Origin of the sequence: Burkholderia sp. AU28863 (assembly GCF_002223195.1) — a bacterium.
Taxonomy (GTDB): Bacteria; Pseudomonadota; Gammaproteobacteria; order Burkholderiales; family Burkholderiaceae; genus Burkholderia; species Burkholderia sola.
Map to the genome: position 1 here is coordinate 119053 of NZ_NKFE01000006.1, position 22684 is coordinate 141736.

24 protein-coding genes are annotated in these 22684 nt (G+C 68.0%); 19 read left to right on the forward strand and 5 right to left on the reverse strand.

From position 1 onward, the window contains the following. Positions 1–11: 11 nt before the first annotated feature. Complete coding sequence (locus tag CFB81_RS27115; protein ID WP_089437209.1) at positions 12–974, forward strand: cyclase family protein; 963 nt, start codon at positions 12–14, stop codon at positions 972–974. Positions 975–1112: 138 nt separating this feature from the next. Continuing rightward, positions 1113–1631 carry a DUF3455 domain-containing protein gene (locus tag CFB81_RS27120; protein ID WP_089437210.1) on the forward strand — a complete coding sequence of 173 codons (519 nt, stop codon included), beginning with the start codon at positions 1113–1115 and terminating at the stop codon, positions 1629–1631. Positions 1632–1753: 122 nt separating this feature from the next. Here the strand turns inward: CFB81_RS27120 and CFB81_RS27125 are convergent, their stop codons facing one another. Next, entirely contained in the window at positions 1754–2419 is a 666-nt protein-coding gene (locus CFB81_RS27125) for an O-methyltransferase (RefSeq protein ID WP_089437211.1), read from the reverse strand. A 48-nt stretch (positions 2420–2467) separates the two neighbouring features. On the opposite strand from CFB81_RS27125, the gene CFB81_RS27130 reads away from it, so the two are divergent. From CFB81_RS27130 to CFB81_RS27140, 3 genes are all read left to right on the forward strand, one after another. After that, a complete protein-coding gene (locus tag CFB81_RS27130) occupies positions 2468–3145 on the forward strand; it encodes a TetR family transcriptional regulator (protein ID WP_089437212.1) in 678 nt (225 codons plus the stop codon). A gap of 470 nt (positions 3146–3615) precedes the next feature. Beyond that, entirely contained in the window at positions 3616–5004 is a 1389-nt protein-coding gene (locus tag CFB81_RS27135) for an NCS2 family permease (RefSeq protein WP_089437213.1), read from the forward strand. Positions 5005–5218: 214 nt separating this feature from the next. Then, the gene (locus CFB81_RS27140; RefSeq protein ID WP_069621577.1) at positions 5219–5812 is read left to right on the forward strand and encodes a hypothetical protein; all 594 of its coding nucleotides are present in this window, start codon (positions 5219–5221) and stop codon (positions 5810–5812) included. Between the two features lie 10 nt (positions 5813–5822). Here the strand turns inward: CFB81_RS27140 and CFB81_RS27145 are convergent, their stop codons facing one another. Further along, positions 5823–6224 carry a CopD family protein gene (locus CFB81_RS27145; RefSeq protein ID WP_089437214.1) on the reverse strand — a complete coding sequence of 134 codons (402 nt, stop codon included), beginning with the start codon at positions 6222–6224 and terminating at the stop codon, positions 5823–5825. After that, positions 6221–6529 carry a DUF3817 domain-containing protein gene (locus tag CFB81_RS27150; protein WP_089437215.1) on the reverse strand — a complete coding sequence of 103 codons (309 nt, stop codon included), beginning with the start codon at positions 6527–6529 and terminating at the stop codon, positions 6221–6223. Before CFB81_RS27150 ends, CFB81_RS27145 begins: the two co-directional genes overlap by 4 nt. Positions 6530–6635: 106 nt before the next feature. On the opposite strand from CFB81_RS27150, the gene CFB81_RS27155 reads away from it, so the two are divergent. The 4 genes from CFB81_RS27155 (at position 6636) to CFB81_RS27170 (ending at position 10914) form a co-directional block, all read left to right on the forward strand. Next, positions 6636–7583 carry a GlxA family transcriptional regulator gene (locus CFB81_RS27155; RefSeq protein ID WP_089437216.1) on the forward strand — a complete coding sequence of 316 codons (948 nt, stop codon included), beginning with the start codon at positions 6636–6638 and terminating at the stop codon, positions 7581–7583. A 60-nt stretch (positions 7584–7643) separates the two neighbouring features. Further along, positions 7644–8564, forward strand: coding sequence for a LysR family transcriptional regulator (locus CFB81_RS27160; protein ID WP_179236077.1), 921 nt, complete (start codon positions 7644–7646; stop codon positions 8562–8564). A 226-nt stretch (positions 8565–8790) separates the two neighbouring features. Continuing rightward, positions 8791–9573: an ABC transporter substrate-binding protein gene (locus CFB81_RS27165; protein ID WP_059581949.1), complete on the forward strand. Its 783-nt coding sequence runs from the start codon at positions 8791–8793 to the stop codon at positions 9571–9573. Between the two features lie 225 nt (positions 9574–9798). Then, positions 9799–10914 carry a succinylglutamate desuccinylase/aspartoacylase family protein gene (locus tag CFB81_RS27170; RefSeq protein WP_089437217.1) on the forward strand — a complete coding sequence of 372 codons (1116 nt, stop codon included), beginning with the start codon at positions 9799–9801 and terminating at the stop codon, positions 10912–10914. Between the two features lie 153 nt (positions 10915–11067). On the opposite strand, the gene CFB81_RS27175 is transcribed toward CFB81_RS27170, so the two are convergent. Continuing rightward, the gene (locus tag CFB81_RS27175; protein ID WP_089437218.1) at positions 11068–11874 is read right to left on the reverse strand and encodes a MetQ/NlpA family ABC transporter substrate-binding protein; all 807 of its coding nucleotides are present in this window, start codon (positions 11872–11874) and stop codon (positions 11068–11070) included. Positions 11875–12467: 593 nt separating this feature from the next. On the opposite strand from CFB81_RS27175, the gene CFB81_RS27180 reads away from it, so the two are divergent. The 10 genes from CFB81_RS27180 to CFB81_RS27225 all read left to right on the forward strand — a co-directional run bounded on the left by CFB81_RS27180 (position 12468) and on the right by CFB81_RS27225 (position 22040). After that, entirely contained in the window at positions 12468–13628 is a 1161-nt protein-coding gene (locus tag CFB81_RS27180; RefSeq protein WP_069621584.1) for a porin, read from the forward strand. Between the two features lie 219 nt (positions 13629–13847). Beyond that, positions 13848–14108 carry a DUF2866 domain-containing protein gene (locus CFB81_RS27185; protein ID WP_011548992.1) on the forward strand — a complete coding sequence of 87 codons (261 nt, stop codon included), beginning with the start codon at positions 13848–13850 and terminating at the stop codon, positions 14106–14108. Between the two features lie 123 nt (positions 14109–14231). Then, positions 14232–14615, forward strand: a complete 384-nt coding sequence (locus tag CFB81_RS27190) for a DUF6232 family protein (protein WP_089437219.1) — start codon at positions 14232–14234, stop codon at positions 14613–14615. A 187-nt stretch (positions 14616–14802) separates the two neighbouring features. After that, complete coding sequence (locus tag CFB81_RS27195) at positions 14803–15030, forward strand: hypothetical protein (RefSeq protein WP_012339294.1); 228 nt, start codon at positions 14803–14805, stop codon at positions 15028–15030. A gap of 232 nt (positions 15031–15262) precedes the next feature. Continuing rightward, complete coding sequence (locus CFB81_RS27200) at positions 15263–17536, forward strand: TonB-dependent hemoglobin/transferrin/lactoferrin family receptor (protein ID WP_089437220.1); 2274 nt, start codon at positions 15263–15265, stop codon at positions 17534–17536. Positions 17537–17585: 49 nt separating this feature from the next. Then, entirely contained in the window at positions 17586–18677 is a 1092-nt protein-coding gene (locus CFB81_RS27205; RefSeq protein ID WP_089437221.1) for a hemin-degrading factor, read from the forward strand. Beyond that, a complete protein-coding gene (locus CFB81_RS27210; protein ID WP_089437222.1) occupies positions 18674–19591 on the forward strand; it encodes a hemin ABC transporter substrate-binding protein in 918 nt (305 codons plus the stop codon). Before CFB81_RS27205 ends, CFB81_RS27210 begins: the two co-directional genes overlap by 4 nt. A 15-nt stretch (positions 19592–19606) precedes the next feature. Next, positions 19607–20695 carry an iron ABC transporter permease gene (locus CFB81_RS27215; RefSeq protein WP_069621589.1) on the forward strand — a complete coding sequence of 363 codons (1089 nt, stop codon included), beginning with the start codon at positions 19607–19609 and terminating at the stop codon, positions 20693–20695. 19 nt (positions 20696–20714) lie between these two features. Beyond that, on the forward strand, positions 20715–21545 hold the full coding sequence (locus tag CFB81_RS27220; RefSeq protein WP_089437223.1) for a heme ABC transporter ATP-binding protein: 831 nt from the start codon (positions 20715–20717) through the stop codon (positions 21543–21545). A gap of 105 nt (positions 21546–21650) precedes the next feature. Next, complete coding sequence (locus tag CFB81_RS27225; RefSeq protein WP_179236079.1) at positions 21651–22040, forward strand: VOC family protein; 390 nt, start codon at positions 21651–21653, stop codon at positions 22038–22040. Positions 22041–22071: 31 nt separating this feature from the next. Here CFB81_RS27225 and CFB81_RS27230 read toward each other — a convergent pair whose 3' ends face one another. Continuing rightward, positions 22072–22683, reverse strand: a complete 612-nt coding sequence (locus CFB81_RS27230; protein ID WP_069621591.1) for a trimeric intracellular cation channel family protein — start codon at positions 22681–22683, stop codon at positions 22072–22074. Position 22684: the final 1 nt, after the last annotated feature.

Sequence of the window (22684 nt, forward strand, 5' to 3'; positions counted from 1 at the left end):
AGGAGTCTCGAATGAAAGCGACGCTCGCCCGGCTCGCGCTCGCCGCGATCCTGCCGTTCGCGGCCGCGCAAGCCGCCCACGCCGCGCCGTCCGCGGCGGCGGCCGGCTGGTATCCGTCCGTCTATGGCGCCGATGACGAAATCGGTGCGGCCAACCTGCTGACGCCCGACGTCGTCAAGCAGGCGGTCGGCCTCGTGAAGGCCGGCAAGACTTATCCGCTGGCCGTGCCGGTGGACAAGCACCTGCCGGCGTTCCGCCATCGCAGCTTCCGGCTGTACAACGTGCAGGTCGGCCAGCAGGCCGGCAAGAGCCTCGGCCCCAACAAGTTCACGTTCAACGACGAACTCGTGAACGCATGGACCGGCGTCGGCACGCAGTTGAACGGCATCGGCCACATCGGCATCGACAACGTGTACTACAACGGCAACCGCGCGGCCGATTTCGTGACCGTCGACGGCGTGAAGAAGCTCGGCGTCGAGAAGGTGCCGCCGATCGTCACGCGCGGCGTCGTGCTCGACATGACCGCCCACTACGGCAAGCCGGTCGTGCCGGGCGGCACCGAGTTCACGGTCGCCGATATCCAGGCCGTGCTGAAGAAGCAGGGGCTGACGCTGCGCAAGGGCGACGTCGTGCTGTTCAACACCGGCTGGCTGGAGCTGATCGGCAAGGACGACAGGCAGTTCCTCGACGTCGAGCCCGGCATCGGCATGGAAGCCGCGAAATGGCTGGCCGACCAGGGGATCGTCGCGTTCGGCGGCGACACGTGGGCATCGGAGGTTTATCCGAATCCGCACACGCAGGACGAATTCCCGGTCAACCAGTACATGCTCGCGAAACGCGGCATCTACAACCTGGAGCTGATCGACAGCCGTGCGCTGGTGCGCGACCATGCGTGGGAATTCCTGTTCGTGCTCGGCCAGCCGCTGTACGTCGGCTCCACGCAGGTCAACATCAACCCGGTCGCGATCCGCTGATCGCGCATTCGCCCTTCGGCAATCGCGGCGACTATCGCCGCGATTGTCATTTCCGGGTTGCGGCCCACGCAATCGGCGTCTAGTGTTGACAGGGTCGACTCCACGCGACCGTCACCCGACCTGAAAGGACGCCCCGCCATGCCAAGCCGCTCCCCGACACGCGACATGCTGCTGACCCTTGCGGCCGGTCTTTCCCTCGCGGCATGCATCGCGCCCGCGCATGCCGACGACGCTGCCGGCCTCGCGCCGCCCGAGCCGGCCACGCCGGTGCTGTCGACCACCGCGAGCGGCTTGCAGGTCTACACGTGCGAATACGATGCCGAACACCGGCTCGCGTGGACATTCCAGCACCCCGAAGCGCTGCTGTTCGATGCCCGTGGCACACTCGTCGTCCGACACGGTACGGGGCCGTCGTGGGAAGCGCTCGACGGCAGCCGCATTACCGGCAAGAAGCTCGCGGAAGCGCCGAGCGCAAGCGCGGCCAGCGTTCCACAACTGCTGCTCGCGGCAACGCCGGCCGCAACCGGCACGCTCGCCGGCGTGCGCTTCGTGCAGCGGCTCGATACGGCGGGCGGCACGCCGCCAGCCGCGACGTGCACGACCGAGCATGCAGTCGGCCGCTTCCCGTACTTCGCGCGCTATGTGTTCCTGAAGTGACGCGCACGGCGTCGCAAGCGACGGGCGTCATCCCGTCGCCTCTCGCCACGCTTCCATTTAATCAGTGCTCCTATATTCTATGCGGGGGAGCGTGAAATCGTCGACACCCTCGTTCCGTCTCGTCAGCGCAGCCGCATCGACAATTCGACGTCGCCGCCGAACGGCACCGACAGATAGCCGTGTTCAGGCGCGCGCACGTAAGCAAGATAGTCGGGGCTGTATTCCGCGTTGTCGGCCACGACGAACGCGCCCGCCCTGAGCCGCGGCTCGACCAGCGCGAGAATCTCCGGATACAACGCCTTCGCCCCGTCGAGCAGCAGCAGGTCGACCGACTCCGGAAGCTCGGCGGCCAGCGTGCGCAGCGCATCGCCTTCGCGAATCTCGACGAGATCGGCCAATCCGGCCGCTGCGAGGTTGGCCTGCGCGCGCACGACCTTCGACGGCTCGAACTCGCTCGTGATCAGCCGGCCGCCGCCGTTGTCGCGCAGCGCGGCCGCGAGATGCAGCGTCGAAATGCCGAACGACGTGCCGAATTCGACGATTGCCTTCGCGCCGCCGCTGCGCGCGAGCATGTACAGCAGCGTGCCCGTCTCGCGCGACACGGGAAGCGGGTAGTCCTTCAGACGCGCATACAGATCGGCGTAGTCCGTCTTGCTGCGCATCAGCCGCGCTTGCTCGTCGCGCGACACGTTCGCGAAGGCCGGGCTCGTCGCGGGCGACGACGCGTCGGCTTCGTCGAACAGGCGCGCCAGCAGCGAAGCCAGCGGGTCGAGCATCAGGGTGGTCATGCGAATCTCCGGTATCGGGTTGAGTGCGTCAGTGCACCCGACTAGAATATGACGAACTATTCAGGTTTTACTATTCGCATTGGCAAACCGCTCATGACCGACCGCCGAAACGCCCCGATCGCCACGCGCAAGCAGCCTCGGCAGGCACGCTCGACCCGTCTCGTCGAGGACGTCCTGCAGGCGGCTATTCAGGTTTTGGCGACCGAAGGCGCGCAGCGCTTCACGATGGCGCGCGTTGCCGAGCGGGCCGGCGTGAGCGTCGGCTCGCTGTACCAGTACTTCCCGAACAAGGCGTCCGTGCTGTTCCGGCTCCAGCACGACGAGTGGCGGCAGACGCACGACATGCTGTGCGGGATGCTGCAGGACACGAAAAAGACGCCGCCCGAGCGGCTGCGCACCGCCGTTCACGCGTTCATCCGCTCGGAATGCGACGAGGCGCCGATGCGCATCGCCCTTGACGACGCCGCCCCGCTCTATCGCGACGCGCCCGAGGCGCAGGAAGTGAAGGCCGAGGGCAACCGGGCGTTCCACGCGTTCATCCGCGAAGCGCTGCCCGACGTGCCCGACGCCACCCGTGCGCTCGCGTGCGAGCTGATCCTGACGACGCTCACGACGGGCGGCAAGGCATTCTCCGAAACCGTGCGCACGCCCGCGGAAATCGACGCGTACTCGGACGCGATGGCCGACATGTTCTGCGCGTATCTCGCGCATCTCGCACACGATTGAGCGCCGTGCCGTGCCGGGACGAACGCCGCGCATGCGCGCCGGCCTGCCGGGCCACGCTGAAAGTCATTCGTAATATCGAGTGCCCCGCCCGCTTGCACCCCCGCCCGCCGACCCTGCATTCAAATAGTCGTCTTAACGGATTCGAACTAGGCGTATACACGCGTGTCGCCGCGACGGAGCCCCGTTGCACGCCGATATAAGCGCTGCGACATGCGCTGCATGCTCTTCCCCCGATGGGACGTGATGGGCCGCTCGCCTAACCTTCGCTACGGCAAAACACACGTGACGGGGTCGACCACACCACGCGTCGTCCGACGCGACACCCTCGCGATCGTTTCGATTCGCCCGTAACGACACGCACCGCGCGTCATGCGTCCCCACGACGTTGCCGATCAATCCAACCAGATACGAGACACCCTGACGACGGTTCGCCGCGAGCCGTTTCAGCATGCTGATAAAGGAGCAAGCTCATGAGTGATACCCCGGTGCAGCCGACGGTCGGCGTCGGCGCGGAAGAAACCGGCTTTGGCGCCAACGGCGCCATCGACCGGTACTTCGGCATTTCGTCGCGCGGCAGCACGCAGCGCCGCGAGATCATTGCCGGCGCGACCACCTTCCTCGCGATGGTCTATTCCGTGTTCGTCGTGCCCGGCATGTTCGGCAAGGCCGGCTTCGACACGAGCGCCGTGTTCGTCGCGGTGTGTCTCACCACCGCGTTCGGCTCGCTGCTGATGGGCCTGTGGGCGAAGCTGCCGATCGCGATCGGCTGCGCGATCTCGCTGACCGCGTTCACCGCGTTCGGGCTCGTGCTCGGCAAGGGGCTGCCTCCGACGGTCGCGCTCGGCGCCGTGTTCCTGATGGGCCTCGTGTTCACCGGCATTTCGATCACCGGCGTGCGTTCATGGATCCTGCGCAACCTGCCCGCGGGCGTCGCGCACGGCACGGGGATCGGCATCGGCCTGTTCCTGCTGCTGATCGCGTCGAACGACGTCGGCCTCGTGATCAAGAACCCGGGCGCCGGCCTGCCGGTGTCGCTCGGTCAGATCACCGCGTTCCCGGTCATCATGTCGGTCGTCGGGCTCGCCGCGATCTTCGGCCTCGAAAAGCGTCGCGTGCCGGGCGGCATCCTGCTCGTCGTGATCGCGATCTCGGTATTCGGCCTGATCTTCGATCCGGGCGTGAAATACCGCGGCATCTTCGCGCTGCCGTCGCTGAGCGCACCGGGCCACGCATCGCTGATCGGCGCGATGGACATCAAGGGCGCGCTGTCGATGGCCGTGCTGCCGAGCGTGCTCGCGCTGGTGATGACTGCCGTGTTCGACGCGACCGGCACGATCCGCGCGGTCGCCGGCCAAGCCGGCCAGCTCGACGAGAACGGCCGCATCATCAACGGCGGCCGCGCGCTGACCGCCGATTCGATCAGCTCGATCTTCTCCGGCTTCCTCGGCGGTGCGCCGGCGGCGGCCTACATCGAGTCGAGCGTCGGCGTGGCCGCCGGCGCGAAGACGGGCCTCGCGGCCGCCGTGGTCGGCCTGCTGTTTCTCGTCGTGATGTTCTTCTCGCCGCTCGCGGGCCTCGTGCCGTCGTATGCGACCGCGCCCGCGCTGATGTACGTCGGCCTGCTGATGCTCGGCAGCGTGAGCAAGCTGCACATGGACGACATGGTCGACGCGATGTCGGGCCTCGTATGCGCGGTGTTCATCGTGCTGACCGCGAACATCGTGACCGGCATCATGCTCGGCTTCTCGACCCTCGTGATCGGCCGCGTCGCCAGCGGCGAATTCCGCAAGCTCAACGTCGGCACCGTGCTGATCGCGGCCGTGCTCGTCACGTTCTATCTCGGCGGCTGGGCCATCTGAGCGCGACACATGCGCGACGTCGCCTGCAGAAGGGCGGCGCGCATCGGGACGGCTCCGTCTCCTCCACCATCGTCGTTGATGGCCTCAAGCCCGGGAACGCGAGTTTCCAGGCTTTTTTTATCGGTGCGGCGCAACGCGATGCGCTGCGCGAAAACGGCGCGACACCCATTCGCGCGCGGTGCTACGATGCCGTTTTGCCCCTTCAGGAGTCGCGATGAACCCGCTTGGCATCGTCTCCGAATCGATCACCCGGGCCTCGGCGCGCAAGCCGCCGTTCATTCCGTCGTTCGGCTTCCACGAAGTGCACGAATCGCAGCCGATCGACGCGCCGCCCGCATGCATCATCGATGTCGTCGCATCGCTCGACATGCGCGCCGATCCCGTCATCGACACGCTGCTGACGGTGCGCGAATTCCCGGCAGCCGTCGCCGGCGCGCTGCGCCACGCGCCGGGCCGCCCCGAACGCGCGCGCTTCGGCTTCGACACGTTCACGCCGCTGCATCGCGACGACACGTCGCTGTCGCTCGGCCTCATCGGACGTTTCTGGCGCCCGACACCCGACGTGCGCCCCGTCGCCGATGCCGACGCGTTCGTCCGGCACGACGACCCGCGCGATGCGAAGCTGGTGCTCCGGTTCGAGGTCGTCGGGCTCGCGTCGGGCGCGCACATCCTGCGCACCGAAACCTTCGTCCATTGCCCGAGCGCGCGCACGCGCTGGCTGTTCACACCGTACTGGCTCGCGATCCGGCTGGGCAGCGGCTGGATCCGGCGTCGCACGCTGGCGGCGATCGAGATGGCGCTCGCCTGAACGCGCCGCGTCAGAACGGCTTGATCACGGCCAGCCCGACGACGAGCGCCAACGCGACGATCACTGCGCCCGCCGCGTGCCCGAGCCACGGCGCCGGCACGACGACGAGATCGTCGCGCTCCATGCGCCGCAGCGTGCCGGCCAGGATCCCGTGCAGCACCGACAGCGCGACGACCACCGCAAGCTTCGCCGACAGCCACGCGGCGCCGAACCAGTGACCGTTCAGCGCGAGCGCGATGCCGGCGATCCAGACGATCGCGAGCGCGGGCGCCGTCACCGTACGATCCCAGCGCCGCACCGCGCGATGCACGGCGAGGTTCGCAATACGCACTGCGACGGACGACAACAACAACCCGCCGACGAACGTGACGACTGCGGCCACATGCACCGCCTTCAGCACCAGGTAGATCATGGCGCGTGCCGCCTGCGCGCGATCCAGCCGGCGCTCGCCAGCCCCGCGAACGGCACGACGGCCGACAGCACGAGCCGCGCGACCTCGCCCTTGCTCCACAGCCCGCTCGATGCGGTGCCGACCACCGCCCACCCGTACATCGCGAACGCGATGCCGTGAACCGGGCCCATGATCGACACCGCCAACGGATAGCCGGCCAGATGCTTGAGCGGCACGGCCACGCACACCAGCACGACGAGCGTGGTGGCCTCCAGCAGCGACAGGTATTGCAGGTTCCGCAACGCATTGCGATCGTCTTGTTTCATCGGCAGGGCTCCAGATGGTCCGCCGCGATTGTCGCGTGAGGTGCCGGTCCGAGCCATTGGCTAGAATGACATCTTTCAACGGATTCTGGCCACGGCCGCACACACCATGCACACGGTCGCCGTTCTTGCGTTGCCCGATGTCGTCCCGTTCGATCTGGGCGTCGCCTGCGACACGTTCGTGCGCGTGCGCGCGCCCCATGTCGAACACGCGTACCGCGTACGCGTGTGCAGCGAGCAGCCGCGCGTCGGCGGCGACCTGTTCGAGCTGCGCCCGCCGTTTCGCCTCGATGCGCTGGCCGACGCCGATACGATCATGGTCCCCGGCACGTCGGTGCCGCTCGCGCCCACGTCGCGCCGCGTGCTCGACGCGCTGCGCGCGGCGGCCGCGCGCGGATGCCGGATCGCGTCGATCTGCAGCGGCGCGTTCGTGCTCGCGGAAGCCGGGCTGCTCGACGGCCTGCGCGCGACGACGCACTGGCTCGCGGCCGCCGAACTCGCGCGTCGCTATCCGACCGTCGACGTCGACCCGAACGTGCTGTTCGTCGACAACGGCCAGATCCTGACCTCGGCCGGCGCGGCGGCCGGCCTCGATCTGTGCCTGCACATGATCCAGACCGACTACGGCGCGGCGGTCGCCGTCGACGCGGCCCGCAGCGCGGTGGCGCCGCGCGTGCGCGAAGGCGGGCAGGCGCAGTTCATCGCGCCCGAATGGCCGGCGGGCGGCGACGGGCTGCACGACCTGATGGACTGGCTGCACGCGAACCTGCGCCAGCCGCTGACGCTCGACGCGATCGCGCGCAAGGCGTCGACGAGCGTGCGCACGCTGACGCGGCGCTTCCAGGAGCAGACGGGCACGTCGCCGGGGCAATGGCTGCAGACCGCGCGCGTCCGGCATGCGCAGCAGTTGCTGGAGGTGACCGAGCTGTCGATCGAACATGTGGCGACGGAAGCCGGGTTCGGCTCGGTCACCGCGTTTCGCGAGCGCTTCGCGCGCATCGTCGGCACGTCGCCGCAGCGCTATCGGCAGGCGTTCCGCGCACGCGCCGATGCGTGACCTTCATCGGGCTCGCCAACCGAACCCGCCGCCCCCTTTCGCGCCAACCGGACCCGACCGATGACCCGCATCCGCAACCCCCTGAACATCGCGCAGCTCCAGGCGTTCGTCTCCGCCGCGCACCTGAAGAGCCTGCGCGCCGCCGCGCGCGAGCTCGGCGTCACGCAGCCGGCGATCACGCACACGATCCGCGAGCTCGAAACGGCGCTCAACACGGAGCTGCTCGTGCGCAGCGTGCGCGGCGTCGAGCTGACCCCCTGCGGCGAAGCGCTGCTGCCGCGCGCCGAGCAGTTGCTCGGCGACGTCCGCCGCACGGTCGAGGCCGTCGAGCAGGTGAAAGGCGAGATGTCGGGCCGCGTCGCGGTCGGCACGATGCCGTCGATCGCGCTGACCGCGTTGCCGCACGCGGTGACGGCGTTCCGCCGGTCGATGCCGAACGTCAGCCTGCATCTGGAGGAAGTGACGGTGCCGGACGCGCTCGCGCAGTTGCGCAACGGCACGCTCGACATCGCTGCGATGCACCATGTGCCCGCGCTCGACCGCGATTTCACGCAATTGCCGCTGCTGTCGACCGAATTCACGATCGTGATGCGCGACGGTCATCCGCTCGCGCAGGCGCGCCGGTTAGAGGAACTGCTCGACGCCGAGTGGATCGTCACCGTCGGCGCCGAGCAGTTTCCGCACAGCGTGATGGTCGGGATGTTCGAGGCGCACGGGCTGCCGCTGCCGAAACGTTTGCTGCGCTCCCCGATGTCGTTCGCGGTGACGCTGGGGCTCGTCGCGCGCTCGGACGTGATCGGCTGCTTCACGCGCCCGCTCGCCGCGATGGTCGCGCCGCTCGGCATCCGCACGGCCGAACTCGACGAAAGCATGCCGCGCTTCGACCTGTCGATCATCGCGCGGCGCGACCTGCTGCCCACGCCCGCCGTGTCGCACTTCGCCACGTGCCTGCAGCGCGCGGTCAACGAAACGCTCGGCTGAATCGTTCCTGTGTGTGAAACGGCGGTGTGTCCGACGCGCCGCCGCCGGGCCCGGTATCGGGGCTTGTCCTAGGCGCCCCGCCGGTATTTTGTCTTGATAATCTTCCGCACGTCGCGCGCCCCCATCGGGCGGGCGAAACGGACTGTCCGACGCGAAGCCGCGGCGGGCCGAAGGCTTACGGCGCGGCACAACCGCGCACCCATCGAACAAAACGAGGAGTCACCGAGTGAAAAAGATTCTTGCGGCTGTGACCGTGGCCCTGCTCGCCGTATCGGCCGGCAGCGCATACGCGAAGGACTGGTCGACCGTGCGGTTCGGCGTCGACGCAAGCTACCCGCCTTTCGAATCGAAAGGCGCCGACGGCAAGGTCGTCGGCTTCGACGTGGATCTCGGCAACGAGATCTGCCGCCGCATCAACGCAAAGTGCGTGTGGATCGAAAACGACTTCGACGGGATGATCCCGGCGCTGAAGGCCCGCAAGTTCGACGGCGTGCTGTCGTCGATGTCGATGACGCCGGCGCGTGCCGAACAGATCGCGTTCTCGTCGAAGCTGTTCAACACGCCGACGCGCCTCGTCACGAAGAAGGGCGCGAACCTGCAGCCGACGGCCGAATCGCTGAAGGGCAAGTCGGTCGGCGTCGAGCAGGGCACGATCCAGGAAACCTACGCGAAGACGTACTGGGCGTCGAAGGGCGTGAACGTCGTGCCTTACCAGAACCAGGACCAGGTCTACGCCGACCTGATCTCCGGCCGTCTGGACGGCGCGCTGCAGGACGCGGTGCAAGCCGAGATCGGCTTCCTGAAGACGCCGCGCGGCGCGAACTTCGACTTCGCCGGCAAGGACCTCGACGATCCGAAGACGCTCGGCAACGGCGCCGGTATCGGCCTGCGCAAGGAAGACACCGACCTGAAGGCGAAGATCGACGGCGCGATCGCCGGCATGCGCAAGGACGGCACGTACGACAAGATCGCGAAGAAGTACTTCGATTTCGACGTCTACGGCAAGTAATCCGGCTGAACGACGCGCTATTCCGGCGCGACGGGAACGGGCTCCGCGAGGAGCCCGTTTTTTTTGCACGCGGCGCGGACGACGTTATTTTTTCCGCGCCAACCCGATGATTCTCAACGTAAAACCGAACGCTCCGGCACCGGTTTGATGGCGGCGAGGAAGGCAACGTACAATCGATCTTCCACGCACACGGATCATTCGCGGCTGCGCCGCACTCCCCCCATCATGCAAACGCAGACCCATCCGCTGATTTCCCCCGCCGTCGGCACCGAACGCCAGATCACCAGCTTCCACTACGGCCCGCGCGGCGGCAAGAAGGTCTACATCCAGTCGTCGCTGCACGCGGACGAGCTGCCCGGCATGCTGGTCGCCACGCTGCTGCGCCGCAAGATCGCCGCGCTCGAGACGGCCGGCAAGCTGCAAGGCGAAGTCGTCATCGTGCCCGTGCCCAATCCGATCGGCCTGTCGCAACACGTGTTCGGCGATCACCTCGGCCGCTTCGAGCTCGGCTCGATGCAGAACTTCAACCGCAATTTCTACGATCTCGCCGCGCTCGTGCTGCCGCGTGTCGAAGACCGCCTCACGAACGACGCGCAGCGCAATCTCGCCGTCGTACGCACCGCGATGCGCGAAGCGCTCGACGAACAGAAGCCGCGCACCGAACTCGACTCGCAGCGTCTTGCGCTGCAGAAGCTGTCGTTCGACGCCGATATCGTGCTCGACCTGCACTGCGACAGCGATGCGGTGATGCACCTCTACACGAATCCCGATCTGTGGCCGGACGTCGAGCCGCTGGCGCGCTATCTCGATGCCAAGGCGTCGCTGCTCGCGCTGAATTCGGTCGGCAACCCGTTCGACGAAATCCACAGCTTCTGCTGGTCGGATCTGCGCAACCGCTTCGGCAACCGCTTCCCGATCCCGAACGGCGCGATTTCCGTCACGGTGGAACTGCGCAGCGAACGCGACGTGTCGTACGAGTTCGCGGAAAAGGACGCGCAGGCGATCGTCGAATACCTGATCGAGCGCGGCATCGTCGAAGGCACGCCGGCGCCGCTGCCGCCGCTCGCGCATCCGGCCACGCCGCTCGCGGGCACCGATCCGCTCGTCGCGCCCGTGTCGGGTGTAATCGTGTTCCGCACGCCGGTCGGCGTGATGATCGAGGCCGGCCAGGCCGTGGCCGACATCGTCGATCCGCTGACCGATCGCGTCGTCACGCTGAAGAGCAGCGTGTCGGGCGTGCTGTACGCGCGCCAGATCGTGCGCTTCGCGACGGCCGGCATGGAAGTCGCGCGCATCGCCGGCGCGACCGCGATCCGTACCGGCTCGCTGCTGTCGGCCTGAGCCTGCGCGCGCGGCCCGCGCGCCGGGCCGCGGCGCGCATCGCACGCCATCGGCCGCATCAAACGAAATCGCCCGCTTGCGCGGGCGATTTGCTTTCCGGAGCGTGCGTCGGCAGCCGATACCGCGCCGCCGGCCGCTGCGCGCGAAGGAAGTTCAGAACGCCGGCACGATCGCGCCGCCGAACTTCTGGTTGATGAACTTGCGAACGTCGTCCGATTCATAGGCCGCGACGAGCTTCTTCACCCACGGCTTGTCCTTGTCCTGCGCGCGCACCGCGATCAGGTTCGCGTACGGCCCGCGCAGATCCTCGATCGCGATCGCATCCTTCACCGGCGTGAGCCCGGCCTTGACCGCGTAGTCGGTGTTGATCGACGCGGCGTCGAGATCGGGCAGCGCGCGCGGCAACTGCGCGGAATCAAGCTCGACGATCTTGATTTTCTTCGGGTTCTCGGCAATGTCGAGCGGCGTCGCGTTCACGCCGTTCGCGCCGACGCCGGCCTTCAGCTTGATCACCCCGTATTTCTGCAACAGCAGCAGCGCGCGGTTGCCGTTCGACGGATCGTTCTGGATCCCGACCTTCGCGCCGACCGGCAAATCCTTCAGCGACTTGAGCTTCTTCGAATAGAAGCCCATCGGCGCGGTGTAGGTGAGCCCGACGTTGACGATCTTGTAGCCGCGCTGCTTGATCTGGCTGTCGAGGAACGGCTGGTGCTGGAAGCCGTTCGCATCGAGATCGCCGGAATCGAGCGCCGCGTTCGGCTGCACGTAGTCGTTGAATTCGATGACCTTGATCGCGAGGCCGTCGCGCGCGGCGACCTTCGTCACCTCGGTCCAGATCTGCGCGTCGGGGCCGCTCATCGTGCCGATCTTCAGCGTTTGGGAGTCGGCGTGCGCGCCGGGCGCGGCGAATGCCAGCGCGGCGGCGAGTGCGCCGAGGCCGGTCAGAATCGAACGTCGCATGGGGTGTCCTCTTGTCCCGTGTCGTTTGTTGGAGGACGGATCGTGGCACGCGGCGCGGACGCCGCAAACCAAGCTTATTTCATGTGCATATTCCGGTTCGGAATCGAACGACAGGCGAATTCGGTATAACCGCCGACGGTGCAACCGGGCAGAATTTAGGGCCTGCTTGCATAGGGAACGTGCATGCGAATGCCTGAAATCGCTCGCAGGGCAAGGAGTGAGGAGCGCCGTTGGCCGCGCCAAACAAGCGACGAACGACGCCGCCATGCGGGCGATTTCAGGCATTCCCGTGGATCGAATTTTTAGTTTGGGGTTGCCACGAGAACGGCCGCTCGCCACGTTGCGCTCCTTGCGAATACGCGAGTATTCGCGGCGTCGCGCGCCTCGCGAGTGGCCGTTCTCGTGGCAACGCATGCACGTTCCCTATGCAAGCAGGCCCTAATGTCGCATCGGCACCACACATTCGTCATATGACAGTCGCTGTCATATTCATTACGTGGCCCGCCGATAAAGTTGCGCCGGTCCGTGAAAGCGCTCCATAGAGAGCGCCGGAACCGCAACTGGACACGCCATTTATTCGCTCGGAGAATCCTTTGAACAAGAAACTGTTGACCATCGCCGCCCTGGCAGCAACGGCCGGCACGGCGCACGCACAAAGCAGCGTGACCCTGTACGGCGTCATCGATGCCGGTATCAGCTACGTGAACCACAGCAAGACCGCCAATGGCGGCAGCAGCAAGCTGTTCAAGTACGACGACGGCGTGGCCCAGGGCAGCCGTTGGGGCCTGCGCGGCACCGAAGACCTCGGTGGCGGCCTGAAGGCGATCTTCGTGCTCGAAAACGGCTTCAACAGCGGCAACGGCACGATCGGCCAAGGCGGCGCGATCTTCGGTCGCCAGGCTTACGTCGGCCTGAGCCAGGCGCAATACGGCACGGTCACGTTCGGCCGCCAGTACTCGTTCTCGACCGACATCCTCGGCTCGAACTACTCGACCGGCGGCAACACGGTCGCGGGTAACTATGCTTACCACGTGAACGACATCGACCAGCTGACGTCTAGCCGCATCAACAACGCGGTGAAGTTCCAGAGCGCGAACTACGCCGGCTTCACGTTCGGCGCGTTGTACGGCTTCTCGAACTCGACCGACTTCGCCGGCGCACCGTCGACGACGACGGGCACCACGACGACGCCCGGTTCGTCGCGTGCATACAGCTTCGGCCTGAACTACGCGAACGGCCCGTTCGCCCTCGGCGCCGCATACACGGACATCCGCTTCCCGAGCCAGTCGACGCCGGCCTTCTCGACGTCGATCGCGAATCTCGCGCTGACGAACATCCGCGACCTGCGCACGTATGGCGTGGGCGGCCGCTATGTGTTCGGCCCGGCAACGGCATGGCTGCTGTGGACGCGCACGCAGTTCACCCCGATCGCGGCCGGCGCGTCGGGCACGTTCTACAACGCATACGAAGCAGGCGTGAAGTATGCGTTCACGCCGGCGCTGTCGGCGGCAGCGGGCTACACGTACACGAACGCGACGCAAAGCGGCAGCTCGGCGCACTGGAACCAGGGCAACGTGGGCCTCGACTACGCACTGAGCAAGCGTACGGACGTGTACGGCCTCGTCATCTACCAGAAGGCATCGGGCAACAACGTGCAGGCGCAGATCGGTTCGAGCACGAGCTACTTCAACACGTCGGGCAACGGTTCGTCGAACCAGCTGGCGGCTCGCGTCGGTATCCGTCACAAGTTCTAAAGCATTCGCTTAACTGTCCGCTTCTCACGCGGATCAGGACGGCACGCAGCGCCCCGCTCCACGCGGGGCGCTTTTTTATGCGCTTTTAAGTTTCGCTTAATTCTGGGCTGAGACGATGCTCTCACCCCCCCTGTTGGCCGCCTGAGCATCGGCGGCTTTTTTTTTGAGACCCCTACGGCACCGCCATCAACTGCTCACAAAACAGGATCGGAGGCCACGATGATCGAAGATACCGTTTTCAGCCATCTGCACGCGATTCTGACGTGCCAACACTCGCTGCCGGTCCAGAGCTGCCGCGTCTCGGTGGAAATGCAGCGCCCCTGGGGCCGTCCGTATCGTCTCGTCGAGTGGACGATGCATCTCGATGCACCCGCGCGGCGCCAGATCGTGCCGGCCGAATCGACCGACGAAGAGATCGCCGAGGTCGTCGCGTCGCACGTGCCGGGCCGGCTTTACGGCGACGGCCGGCTGCAGTTCTGAACGCGTTTACGCTCCCCCGCTTCCCGTCCGCCGGCCGCGCCGCACGCATCGTGCGGCAGTCGGTCTCGTTTGACGCGGCAACGAAACCTGCTACGCTGCGCGTTTTCGTCCACGTCACACACGATGGAAAACGCATTCAACGAACGTGGCGTCATGGTCACGCGCAACGGCCTGTCGGCCGCCGGGCAGGTATTCGCACTGCGTGACATCCGCCAGGTCGATGTCGTCAAGATTCCAAAGAACCGTCTCGTGCCGTCGCTGATCTCGCTGATCGGCGCGGCCATCGCCGTCGCGGGCGGCATCGGCGCATCGAGCGCCGCGCTGGTGGTCGGCGTGATGCTCGTCGTCGTCGGCTATCTCGCGTGGGCCACCCAGGACATCACGTATCGGCTGATGGTCGAGATGCCCGACGGCAAGCGCGAAGCGCTGTCGAGCGTCGACGCCGCGTTCGTCGAACGCGTCGCGCAGGTCGTGCGCGACGCGCAGTCCGCCACCGCCGCCGGCTGATTCCATTCGCATTCGTGCACGCTTCGATTCGCGCTTGCCGCCCGCCCGCGGCGAGCGTCGGTGCGCGCGGCCTTCCCGTCGAATCGCGTGCTCTGCGCCGCGACACGCGCACCTCGCCTCCACGGCGGACGCCGACCGCCTAGTATGGAAAGAGCGGCCCGCCGCCGCATCGTCCGAGGAGGCCAGCATGAACGCTCAATCGCTGTCCGGCATGCTCCGCGCGCAGGAATTGCTGATCGTGTCGATGATCCGCGCGCTTCCCCCTGACACACGCCGTGCGCTCGTCGAGCTCTACACCGAACAGATCGCGTTCGCCGAACAGGCCGGCATCGAAAGCCACAGCGATCGCGCCACGCACGACGCGTTCATCGCGCATGCGCGCAACCTGCTGATTCGCATCGAAGCGCTGGCTTAGCGCCTGTTTCTCTCAAATTTGCGCCGCGGCTCACCCGAGCCGTGCATGCAAGTGCTCACTCGCATGAGCCGCTTTGCGTTCTTGTATTGATAATAATTCTCATTTACACTGACAAGGTTGTCAGTTGCCTTTCAAATCGCCGTTTGCCGCCTGTCGCGCGCAAACGGGCCAGCCAGGTGAACGCGTCGCCCAGCCAGCCTTCGGGCTTGTTATCGTCAATGGGAGACCACCTGTGCATTGCTATACGCTGGCGCGGCGGCCGATCTGTGCCGCGCTGTTCGGCGCGTTCGGCCTGTCCGCTGCCCCGGCTCACGCCGATTCGTCGCCGCAAGGCGCCACCCCGCCTTCCGCCGTCCTGACCACCGCCGCCGTGTCCGCGCGCGGCGATGCGGCGCTGCTCGACCCCGTCACCGTCACGGCCACCCGCACCGCCACCGCGGCGAGCCGCACGGCGGCGTCCGTGTCGGTGATCACCGACGAGGATCTCGAAGAACAGCAAGCCACCAACATCAAGGACGCGCTGCGCTACGAGCCGGGCATCACGGTGCGCCGCACCGCGTACCGGCCCGGCAGCGCCGCGCTCGGCGGCGGCCGCGACGGGGATTCGAGCATCAACATCCGCGGCCTCGAAGGCAATCGCGTGCTGCTGATGGAAGACGGCATCCGCCTGCCGAACGCGTTTTCGTTCGGTCCGCTCGAAGCGGGACGCGGCGACTACGCCGATCTCGACACGCTCAAGCGCATCGAGATCCTGCGCGGGCCGGCGTCGGCGCTCTACGGCAGCGACGGCCTGACCGGCGCGGTGAACTTCATCACGAAGGACCCGCGCGACCTGCTGTCGATCTACGGAAAGCCCTACTATTTCTCGTTCCGGCCGAGCTACGACTCGACCGATCGCAGCATCGGCGCGACCGTGTCGGCCGCGGGCGGCAACGACCGCATCCAGGGGATGATCATCGCCGACGGCCGGCGCGGCCACGAGGTCGACACGCGCGGCAGCAACAACTCGGCGAACACGCTGCGCACGACGTCGAACCCGCAGGACGTCTATTCGGAATCGCTGCTCGGCAAGCTCGTGCTGACGCCCACCGCGCGCGACACGATCAAGTTCACCGCCGAAACGGTGCAGCGGCGCGTGAGCACCGACGTGCTGTCGGCGATCAATGCGCCGGCCACGCTCGGCCTCACGACGAACGACCGGCTCGAGCGCAACCGCTTCAGCGTCGACTACGACTTCCGCGACGACGCGTTCCGCTGGTTCCAGACCGCGCACGTGCAGTTCTACTACCAGGACGCGAAGCAGGACCAGTACGCGTTCGAGACGCGCGGCAGGCAGCCCTCGCGTTCGCGCGACAATCAGTACAAGGAACGCACGTTCGGCGGCGCCGCGTTCGCCGAAAGCGGCTTCGCGACCGGCCCGCTCGCGCACAAGCTGCTCTACGGCGTGGACGGCAGCCTGTCGCGCGTGACGAACATGCGCGACGGCACTGTGCCGGGCGTCGGCGAAGCGTTCCCGAACAAGGCGTTCCCCGACACCGACTACACGCTGTTCGGCGCGTTCGTGCAGGACCAGATCGGCTACGGCCGCCTGCTCGTCACGCCGGGCCTGCGCTTCGACACGTACCGGCTGAGCCCGACCGAGAACGATCCGCTGTTCACCGGCAAGGCCGTGTCGACGAGCGCGAACGAGCTGTCGCCGCGCGTCGCCGTGCTCTACGAGATCACGCCCGCCGTCATTCCGTACGTGCAGTACGCGCATGGCTTCCGCGCGCCGACACCCGACCAAGTGAACAGCAGCTTCTCGAACCCGGTGTACGGCTACACGTCGATCGGCAATCCGAACCTGAAGCCCGAAACCAGCGATACGTTCGAGGCCGGCCTGCGCGGCAAGGCCGGCACCGGCTACGGCGTCGTGCGCTACAGCGCGGCCGCGTTCACCGGCCGCTACCGCAACTTCATCTCGCGCACGACGATCGCCGGCAGCGGCCGGCCGGTCGACCCGTTCGTGTTTCAGTACGTGAACTTCGCCGACGCGCGCATCCACGGCCTCGAAGGCCGCGCCGAATGGGTGATGCCGAACGGCATCACGCTGAAGACGGCGATGGCGTTCACGAAGGGCTCGACGCGAAACGACGGCGCGGCCAGCCAGCCGCTGAACACCGTCAACCCGTTCTCGGCCGTGTTCGGCGTGCGGTATGAACCGGGCGAACGCTGGTTCGTGCAGACCGACTTGCTGTTCCAGGCCGCCAAACGCGGCAAGGACGTCGACAAGTCGGACTGTTCGAACAAGGCGTGCTTCACGCCGCCGTCGTCGTTCGTCGTCGACCTGCGCGGCGGGTACCGCTTCAACAAGCACGTGAGCGCCACCATCGGCATCCGCAACCTGTTCGACCGCAAGTACTGGAACTGGTCGGACGTGCGCGGCATCGCGGCCGATTCGCAGGTGCTCGACGCGTATTCGTCGCCCGGTCGCACGGTCGCCGTCAGCATGAAAGTGGATTTCTGATGCGCGTTGCCAGCGCGCCCACCCCAACCGTTACTCGAAGGAGTCCGACATGATGCAATCCGCCCTTCCCGGTCAATCGGCCACGCCGGCCCGCGCGGCCGCCGCGCTGCGCGACGCATTCGTCAAGCTCAAGACCGAGCGCCAGCTACGCAACCGCGACGTCGCACAGGCGCTCGGCGTCAGCGAAGGCGAGGCGCTCGCCGCGTTCGTCGGCGAGCACGTCGTGCGGCTCGACGCGCGCTTTCCGGCGATGTTCGAGGAGATGCCGCGCCTCGGCCGCGTGATGGCGCTGACGCGCAACGACACGGCCGTCCACGAAAAGGACGGCGAATATGCGCAAATGAGCCATGACGGGCCTGTCGGCCTCGCGCTCGGCGACATCGACTTGCGCATCTTCTATCGTCACTGGGTGTCGGCGTTCGCGGTGCGCGACGAGACCGCGCACGGCCCGCTGAAGAGCCTGCAGTTCTTCGATGCGCAGGGCCATGCGATCCACAAGGTCTACCTGCGCGCGCACAGCGATCACGCCGCGTACGACGCGTTCGTCGCACGCTGGCGCGCGCCGTCGCAGGAGCCGGGCCTCGAGGTTGCGCCCGCTACGCCGAAAACGCCCGAGCGCGCCGATAGCGAGATCGACGTCGCGGGCTTTCGCGCCGCATGGGAAGCGATGACCGACACGCACCAGTTCTTCGGCATCACGCAGCGCTTCGGCGTGAGCCGCATGCAGGCGCTGCGCCTCGCCGATCCGCAATACGCGTATCCGGTCGAAACCGCGCATGCGTTGCGCCACGTGCTCGAACACGCCGCGAAAAGCGGCCAGCCGATCATGGTGTTCGTCGGCAACGCGGGCATGATCCAGATCCATACGGGCCCCGTCGCGAACGTGCGCGAGGTCGGCGCGTGGATCAACGTCCTCGATCCGGGCTTCAACCTGCATGTACGCGAGGACCTGATCGCCGCCGCATGGGTCGTGAAGAAGCCGACGAGCGACGGCATCGTCACGTCGCTCGAGCTGTTCGACCGGCAGGGCGACCACGTCGCGCTGCTGTTCGGCGAGCGCAAGCCCGGCAAGGTGGAGCGCGACGACTGGCGCTCGCTCGTCGCGTCGCTGCCGGCGGCCGCACGCGGGGCCGCGCGGTGAGCGCGCGGCCGTTCGATCCGCGCCGCCGGTCGCTGCTGGCCGGCGCGGCGGCCGGTGCGCTCGCGGGCACGCTGCCCGGCGGCGTGCTCGCCCAGGTCGCGGCCGCCGCGCCGAAACGCGTGATCGTGATCGGCGGCGCGCTGGCGGAAACCGCGTTCGCGCTCGGCGGCGCCGAGACGCCGCGTTACCGGCTCGTCGGCGCCGACACGACCTGCACCTATCCCGACGCCGCGAAGCGCCTGCCGAAGGTCGGCTACCAGCGCGCGCTGTCGGCAGAAGGGCTGCTGTCGCTGCGGCCCGATCTCGTGCTGGCCTCCGCGGAAGCCGGCCCGCCGACGGCAATCGCGCAGGTGAAAGGCGCCGGCGTCACGGTGACGACGTTCGACGAGCGCCACGACGTCGAATCGGTGCGCGCGAAGATCACCGGCGTCGCACAGGCGCTCGACGTGCGCGAGGCCGGCGCCGCGCTGCTGCAACGCTTCGATCGCGCCTGGCAGGCCGCGCGCGACACGGTCGCCGCGCGCGTGCCCGGCGGCGCGCAGCGGCCGCGCGTGCTGTTCGTGCTGAACCATACCGGCGCCCAGGCGCTCGTCGCCGGCCAGCACACGGCCGCCGACGCGATGATCCGCTACGCGGGCGCGCGCAACGCGATGCAGGGCTTCGATCACTACAAGCCGCTGACGACCGAGGCGCTCGCGGCGGCCGCGCCCGACGTCGTGCTGATCTCCGACGAAGGGCTGGCGGCCGTCGGCGGTCACGCCGCGCTGCTCGCGACGCCCGGCTTCGGCGCGACGCCGGCCGGCCGCGCGCGGCGCGTCGTGTCGCTCGACGCGCTGTTCCTGCTCGGCTTCGGCCCACGCCTGCCGCTCGCCGTCACGACCCTGCATCGACGCCTGTCGGATGCGCTCGCCTGATTCCGGATCGATCCGATGCCCGCTCATGCTTCGCCCTTCAACGCACCGTCGCCCGCCTCGCGCGCCGGCGCCGCACGCCTCGGCACGTCGCGCCGCTTCGCGCCGTTCGTCCTCGCCGCGCTCGCCGTTCTGGTGGGCGCGATGTCCGTCGTCGCGCTGTGCGTCGGCGCGTACCGCATTCCGCTGGCGGAAGCCTGGGCCGCGCTGAGCGGCGACGCGGCCGCGCAGCAGGCGCGCGCGGTGCTGCTCGACATCCGCGCGCCGCGCGTCGTGCTCGCGCTGCTGGTCGGCGGCGGCTTCGGCGCGACCGGCGCCGCGATGCAGGCGCTGTTCCGCAATCCGCTCGCCGATCCGGGGCTCGTCGGCGTGTCGAGCGGCGCCGCGCTCGGCGCGACCACGCTGATCGTGCTCGGTCCGGCGCTCTTCGCCGCCCATGCGAGCGCGGCCGCGCTGCCGGTCGCCGCGTTCGCGGGCGGGCTCGCGGTCGCGGCGCTCGTCTACCGGCTGGCCGCGTCGCGCGGCCGGCTCGCGCTGCCGTTGCTGCTGCTCGCCGGCATCGCGATCAATGCACTGGTCGGCGCGGCGATCGGGCTGCTCACGTTCGTCGCCGACGACGCGCAGTTGCGCTCGCTGACCTTCTGGAGCCTCGGCAGCCTCGGCGGCGCGCAATGGTCGACGCTCGCGGCCGTCGCGCCGTGCGTGGCGCTCGGCTGCGTGCTGCTCGCGCGCGAACGCGATGCGCTGAACGCGCTGCAACTCGGCGAAACCGAAGCGCTGCATCTCGGCGTGCCCGTGCAGCAACTGAAGCGGCGCGTGCTCGTCGCGGTCGCGCTCGCGGTCGGCGCGCTCGTGTCGTGCGCGGGCATCATCGGCTTCATCGGGCTCGTCGCGCCGCATTGCGTGCGCCTTGCGTGCGGCCCCGACCAGCGCATCGTGCTGCCCGGCGCCGCGTTGCTCGGCGCGTTGCTGACGCTCGCGGCCGATCTCGCCGCGCGCACGGTCGCCGCGCCCGCCGACATTCCGCTCGGCGTGCTGACCGCGCTGCTCGGCGCGCCGTTCTTCCTCGCGCTGCTGTGGAAGAACCGCGGCGCGCTCGGCGGCTAATCCCTTCTTCACGACGACCATGCTGACTGCCCATCACCTCGACGTCGCCCGCCGGCACGACACGATCCTGCGCGACCTGTCGCTGTCGATCGAACCCGGCCGCGTGACCGCGCTGCTCGGCCGCAACGGCGCGGGCAAGAGCACGCTGCTGAAAACCTTCGCCGGCGAGCTGACCGGCGGCGTCGCGCCGAACGGCGTGCGCGTGACGGGCGACGTCACGCTGAACGGCGAACCGCTCGCGCGCATCGACGCGCCGCGGCTCGCATGCCTGCGCGCGGTGCTGCCGCAGGCCGCACAGCCGGCGTTCCCGTTCAGCGTCGACGAAATCGTGCTGCTCGGCCGCTATCCGCATGCGCGGCGCAGCGGCGCCCGCCACGTCATTGCGCACCGCGATCGCGACATCGCTTGGCGCGCGCTCGAACGCGCGGGCGCCGACGCGCTCGTCGGCCGCGACGTCACGACGCTGTCGGGCGGCGAGCTCGCGCGCGTGCAGTTCGCCCGCGTCCTCGCGCAGCTGTGGCCGGACCACGACGCGCCGGAAACCGGCCCGCGCTATCTGCTGCTCGACGAACCGACCGCCGCGCTCGATCTCGCGCACCAGCACCGGCTGCTCGATACCGTGCGCGCCGTCGCGCGCGAATGGCAACTCGGCGTGCTTGCGATCGTCCACGATCCGAACCTCGCCGCGCGACATGCGGATACGATCGCGATGCTCGCCGACGGCACGATCGTCGCGCGGGGCGCACCGCGCGACGTGATGACACCCGCCCATATCGCGCGGTGCTATGGGTTCGCGGTGAAGATGGTGGAAACCGGCGACGGGACGCCGCCGGTGATGGTGCCCGCGTAGCGCGTGCGTGTGTCGCCTGATCGTAGCGTCGCTCGACGTCGTGCGCTGCCGATGGTGGCGGCCTTCGCTCGAGATCGTTCTTCTCTCCCCTTCAAGGAAACCTCCGTGCCGCTTCCAATGACCCGCATCATCCTGTACGTCCGCGACGTCGCGTTGCTGAAGGCGTTCTATCGGCGACATTTCGCGCTGCCCGTCATCGAGGAAATCGACGGCGAATGGGTCGTGCTCGATGCAGGCGCGATCGAGCTCGCGCTGCACCTCTCCGGGCCGGCGTTCCGTGATGCGGCCGCATCCGCAAATACGAACGCACCCGCAGCCACCAGCAACATGAAACTCGTTTTCAGGATCGACGCCGATCTCGACGCACATCGCGACCGGCTCGCCCGTGATGGCGTGACCGTGCACGCTATCAAGCGCTACGACGGCTTCCCGTACCGGATGGTCGACGGCGTCGATCCGGAAGGGAACGTCTTTCAGTTGATGCAGCCGGATTGAATGCCGGCGCGGCACGCATGGGTACGTGCGCTCAATGCTCGACGTCCGCCGCGCCGAAGGTCCGCATCTTCCAGCCGAGCCGCACCGCGAGCATCCGCATCGAGAAGCCGGCCGCGAGTGCGACGAGCGTCGCGAACCCCGCATCGATGCCGACATGCTGCATCCCGACATACAGCCCGCCCGTGACGAACGCGACGCTCGCATACAGCTCCTCGCGCAGGATCAGCGGCATCTCGTTGCACAGCAGGTCGCGCAGCATCCCGCCGCACACGCCCGTGATCGCGCCGGCCAGCACGACGATGATCGGCGCCGAGCCGGTCGATGCGCCGATGTCGCAGCCGATGATCGTGAACGCCGCGAGGCCGATCGCGTCGACGGTCACGAACAGCGTCTTCATCCTTGAGACGTGCCGTGCCGCCCACGACGCGACGGTCGCCGCGACGAGCGTGATCACCAGGTATTCGGGATGCGCGATCCAGCCGAGCGGATAGTGTCCGAGCAGCACGTCGCGCACGGTGCCGCCGCCGAGCGCCGTCACCGCGCCGACGAGCGCGAGCCCGAAGCGGTCCATCCCGCGGCGCATGCCCATCAGCGCCCCCGACATCGCTTCCGCGACGATCGCAATCAGATAGAGCGTATGCATC